At 72.5% G+C, this 5,081-nt stretch carries 4 protein-coding genes; 3 read left to right on the top strand and 1 reads right to left on the bottom strand.

Going from position 1 to position 5,081, the window contains the following annotated elements; translation table 11 throughout:
• Positions 1-149 precede the first annotated feature (149 nt).
• From BH719_RS06140 to pheA, 3 genes are all read left to right on the top strand, one after another.
• Entirely contained in the window at positions 150-842 is a 693-nt protein-coding gene (locus BH719_RS06140) for a DedA family protein (protein WP_009743940.1), read from the top strand.
• A gap of 7 nt (positions 843-849) precedes the next feature.
• Positions 850-3,081, top strand: coding sequence for a DUF6541 family protein (locus BH719_RS06135; RefSeq protein WP_009743939.1), 2,232 nt, complete (start codon positions 850-852; stop codon positions 3,079-3,081).
• A gap of 248 nt (positions 3,082-3,329) precedes the next feature.
• A complete protein-coding gene (gene pheA, locus BH719_RS06130; RefSeq protein WP_009743938.1) occupies positions 3,330-4,343 on the top strand; it encodes a prephenate dehydratase in 1,014 nt (337 codons plus the stop codon).
• 29 nt (positions 4,344-4,372) lie between these two features.
• Here the strand turns inward: pheA and BH719_RS10130 are convergent.
• The coding region (locus BH719_RS10130) for a diacylglycerol/lipid kinase family protein (RefSeq protein ID WP_009743937.1) at positions 4,373-5,081 on the bottom strand (709 nt) is incomplete at its 5' end.

Below are 5,081 nucleotides of genomic sequence, written 5' to 3'. Positions count from 1 at the left end.
CGCGCGCTCGTCGGAGGGGGAGGCGCCCCCGGTCGCGGAGCCGGTCCGCGGATGTGAATCCCTGCGCTTATCCATGCCGGTTATCCTAGCTTTACCGGTGGGAAAGGTAGGGTAATGGGGATACGATTCCCCCGACGGAAGGGCCCTTCGTGACCTGGTCAACTCTGGCAGCAGCCTCCGCGCCCTCTGCGCTGGACACATTCATCGGGTGGTTCAAGGACCCCGAATCACTGCTCGTCGCCATGGGGCCCTGGGTCCTGTGGGGGACGCTGCTCATCGTCCTCATCGAGTCCGGGGTCCTCTTCCCCGTGCTCCCGGGCGAGTCCTTGCTGTTCACGGCGGGACTGCTGCACGACAAACTCGACCTGCACCTGCCGGCCCTCATCCTCGGGACGGTGGCCGCCGCCTTCGTGGGCGCCCAGATCGGCTACTTCCTGGGGGCCAAATGGGGCAGGCGCTTCTTCAAACCGGACGCGAGGGTCCTCAAGACCGCGCACCTGGAGAAGGCCGAGCACTACTTCACCGATTACGGGGGGCGCTCCCTGGTCATCGGGCGATTCATCCCCTTCGTGCGCACCTTCATCCCCCTCGCCGCGGGAATAGCGCGCTACCCGTACACGAGGTTCGTCTTCTTCAACACCCTCGGCGCCCTCCTGTGGGGCGCGGGGTTCCTCCTCGTCGGAGCCCTCCTGGGCAACGTGCCCTTCATCCACGACAACCTCAGTGTGATCCTGGCCGTCATCATCGCGGTCTCCGTGCTCCCCGTCGTCATCGAGGTCGCGGGCAAGCGCCGTAAGGGCGCCGGCGGGCAGCACATCGCCGCGGACGCCGGGGCGGAGTAAGGGCCGCATGATCGGACAGTGGTGGTTCCTGGCGCCCACGTTCCTCCTCATGCTCGTCGCCCTGGTGCTGCCGGGCGTGTTCTGGACGCGCGCGGGCACGCGGTCGGCGCTGGTGGCCGTGGGCGCGGCCCCCGCCTTCACCTTCGGGGTCGTCACCGCGCTCTCCGTCCTCTACTCGCGCGCCTCGATCAGGTGGGAGGCCGCAACAGTGCTGCCGGTCCTGGGGATGTGCGCGCTGCTGGGCGCGCTCACCTGGTTCGGGCTGCACGTGAGGCGCGCGAGCGGGGGCGCGTGGCGGCCCGGGATGCCCCTCGCCGAGGCGATCGGCACGCGCTCCCCCCTGGGCGCCGTCCAGAGGACTGTGCGCGGGGCGACATGGGGGGCGGTCGCCCTCGGCTCCGCGCTGGCCGCCCTGCCCATGCTGGCGGGCGCGGACCCCGCCGACCCCGTGCAGCAGTGGGACTCGACCTTCCACATGAACGGCGTCCACGCCATCCTCATGGGCGGCGACGCCAGCCCCTTCGGCGGCCTCCACGAGCTCTACGGCGGGCGCGAGGTGTACTACCCGACGGGATGGCACGCATTCGTGGCTCTTTTCGCCACGCCGCAGACCGTGGTCCCCGCCTCGAACGTCTCCTCCCTGGTCCTCATGGCGGTGTGGGTCACCGGAGCGGCGGCCCTGGTGTCCGTGCTCACCTCCTCGCGCACTGCGATCCTGGCCGCGCCCGTCGTGGCGGGCCTCATGCCCAATATGCCCGCCGACGCGCTCACCATGTACAACCAGTGGCCCAACGCCACGGGGACCGCGCTGCTGCCCGGCCTCATGGGACTGGCGGTCCTGGTCGGGCGCCGTTTCGCCGATGACTGGCGCTCCCGGCCGCCTGCTAGGGCGCTGGCGCGCAGGGCGGGGCAGACCGTGTTCCTGATGGTGGGGGCCCTGGGCCTGATCGGAGCCCACCCGAGTGCGGTCTTCTCGCTGCTGGCGCTCCTGGCCGCCCCCCTGCTGGCCGCCCTGGTGGGCCTGGCGCGGAGCTGCGACTGGCAGGACGCGCGCGGGCGTGCCAGGGGCATCGCGTGGTCGCTGGTGGCCGCGGCGGTGGTCGTGGTGCCGCTGGTGGTCCTGGCGTCGCCGAAGATCCGCGCCATGGGCAAGTACCCGAGGCAGGGCGTCAGCTGGGGCGAGGGCCTGGCCCACATGTTCGTCCCCTTCCCGCCCTTCGCCCAGACGATGGGGATGACCTGGTGGACCATCGTCCAATTCGTGCTCCTCGTTGCCGGGCTGGTCGTCATCGCCGGGCTGGCGCGGCTGGCTGTGCCCGGGCGCGAGGACACCGTCCCCGCCTCGCCCGGCGGCGGCCGCATGCCCGTGTGGCCCCTCGCCTCGTACCTGGTGGCCGGGTCCCTCACCGCCCTGGCGTACAGCCCCTCCTCGCAGTTGCGCACGTTCCTGCTGGCGCCCTGGTACATGGACTCGCGCCGCATCATGGGCCTGCAGTCCCTCATGCTGTCCGTCCTGATCGCCGTCGGCTTCGCGTGGATCGCCGAGCTGGCGCGCGGCGCCGTCGCCCGCTTCAGCGGCCAGGGCGCCGGTTCCGGGGCCGACCAGGAGGGGGACGGGCGCGGCGCCGACCACGGCACCGCCGACGAGGACGAGGAAGCGGCCCTCCTCCCCGGGCTCCCCCAGTGGACGGTGGCAGCGGTGCTGGCGGTCGCCGCCCTGGTCGTCAGCGGCTTCGGCGCGTTCGACGCGCGCGCATGGGCGGTCGACTACGTCTACGACTCCGACCACCTCGGCAAACCGGGAATGGCGACCACCGGCGAGTTGGCGATGCTGCGCCGCATGCGCTCCACCACCCCCGAGGACGCCCTGGTCGTCGGCGACCCCATCGCCGGCGAGGCCTATGTGGAGCTGCTGGGCGGGCGCAAAGCGGTGTTCCCCCAGCTCTCCGCCGTCAATCAGGACGGCGACTCCCAGAACGTCCTCACCAAGCACTTCAACGAGATCCACACCAACCCGCAAGTGTGCGAGGTCGTGCGCAAACTCGGCATCACCCACTACTACCAGGAGCAGGACGGCCAGTACTACAACTTCGCGCGCTCCTCGCGCTTCCCCGGCCTGTACAACGTCGACACCTCCACCGGCTTCGAGTTGGTCGACCGGGGGGACACGGCCGTGCTCTACCGGATCACCGCCTGCGGGGACGTGGAGCCGGGCGGCGGGCCCGACGCCTTCAAGTAGTCGGCCCCGGGTCGCCGTCCGGCTGGATGGCCGCCACGGCACCCTCTCGCAGGGTCGCCACAGCGCCTTCGGGCAGTCGGCCCCAGCGCCTTCTCGCGGGGCTGGTCCGGCGCCCTCTCGCGGGGCAGGTCCGGCGCCGTGTCGCAGGCCGGTCCGTCGCCTTCGGCCAGGCCGCGCCCTCCGGGCCCGGTGCCCACGGGTCAGACGCCCCCGGGCGCCCGCCCCGGCCGCTCGCTACCCTGAACCCCATGACGACCTTCATCCCGGGCCGGGCCCCCATGGGCGAGAACATGGCCATCGCGTTCCTGGGGCCCTTCGGGACCTTCACCGAGCAGGCCGTCCACCAGATCGCCCCCGCCGGAGCGGAGCTCATCCCCATGACCAGCGCCCCCCAGGCGCTCACGGCGGTACGGCGGGGCGAGGCGGACCGCGCCGTCGTCCCCATCGAGAACTCCATCGAAGGGGGCGTCAACGCCACCCTCGACTCCCTCTCCCACGGGGAGCCCCTGGTGATCGTTGCCGAGATGGTGGTCTCCGTCGTCTTCCAGCTGGCCGTCCGGCCCGGCACGCGCCCCGAGGACATCAGACGCATCGGCACCCACCCCCACGCGTGGGCGCAGTGCCGCAACTGGCTCGAGGAGACCTTCCCCGGAGTGGTCCACGTGCCCGCCACGTCCACGGCCGCCGCCGCGCAGCTGCTCTCCGGCGGGGACGCCTCCTTCGACGCAGCGCTGTGCAACGCGATCTCCGTGTCCACCTACGGCCTCGAGGCGCTCCACACCGATGTCGCCGACAACCCCGGAGCGGTCACGCGCTTCGTCCTCGTCTCGCGCCCCGGAGCAGTGCCCGCCCCCACTGGCGCCGACAAGACGACCATCCAAGTGGCACTGCCCGTCAACGAGTCGGGGGCGCTGCTCACCCTGCTCGAGCAGTTCGCGGTGCGGGGCGTCGACCTGTCGCGCATCGAGTCGCGCCCCAGCGGGGACGGACTGGGCAACTACACCTTCAGCATCGACATCGTGGGGCACATCCGCGAGGAGCGGGTCCAAGCGGCCCTGGTCGGCCTGCACAGGTACTCGCCGGAGGTGCGCTTCATGGGCTCCTACCCCCGGATCGACGCCGTGCGGCCCACGATCCTGCCGGGCACAGCCGACGACGACTTCCGCGCGGGCCGCGCCTGGGTGGCGGACCTGCTGCGCGGCGGGGACGGCACGGGCAAACGCGGGGGCGCCGCCCCGGACTGGCCGCTCGCGCCGCGGTAGGGGACCGGTGCCCCCAGGGCATGCGGGCCCTAGCCGGGGAGCAGCTCCATCCACGTCCGCTCAGCCGGAACCGCCACGTCGAGGGCGTCGGGCTGGATCCTCACCCGCATCGCCCGCGCGGTCCCCAGCGCATCGCCATCGACCTGGACCGCCTGCGCGGCCTGCGCGACCACCGACGCGCCCCGCGCCTGGCGGAACGCCACCGTTCCCGTCGACACCGGCAAGTTCAGCGGCCGCAGCCCCACCAGCTGCCCCAAGAACTTCCAGGTGACGTCCGCCCAGCCCAGCAGCCCCGCCTGGGCGTCGACTGCGATCACGTCGATCAGGCCGTCGCTGAGGTTCGCGTCCGGGGCCAGCAGCAGGAACTTCAGCTCCCCGCAGTTCGCGAACATCACCGAGCGCGCCTCCACGCGCGTCACCTCGTCGTCGCCCCGCGGAGTGCCGACCAGCCCGTCCCCCGCGTCGATGGGCGCGGGCTCCCACGCCTCGGGGCTGCGCAGCGTGAGCCGGGCACTCAGGCGGGGCGCTCCGATGCTGCCCAGGCCCGCCAGGACGTAGGCGATCCACCCGAACTGCTTCTTGAGCGCGGCGTGCGTGCCCGCCATCGTCCGCCCGTCGAACCCCATGCCCGCCACGACGGCGCACGCGTACTCGTCCGGGGCGGGCATGGGCGCCGCGCCGTCCGGACCGGGCCCGTCGGGCGCCGGGGCGGGCGCCCCGTCCCCGGGTCCAGGATCG

The sequence above is a fragment of the Pauljensenia hongkongensis genome, from assembly GCF_001746855.1.
Classification (GTDB): Bacteria; Actinomycetota; Actinomycetes; order Actinomycetales; family Actinomycetaceae; genus Pauljensenia; species Pauljensenia hongkongensis.
The sequence above is the reverse complement of the archived record's forward strand: the minus strand, read 5'-3'. Positions and strand labels throughout refer to the sequence as shown.

Excerpts from the sequence above, each read along its gene's own strand:
- pheA (WP_009743938.1), top strand. The coding sequence starts at position 3,330 with ATGACGACCTTCATCCCGGGCCGGGCCCCCATGGGCGAGAACATGGCC.
- BH719_RS06135 (WP_009743939.1), top strand. The coding sequence starts at position 850 with ATGATCGGACAGTGGTGGTTCCTGGCGCCCACGTTCCTCCTCATGCTC.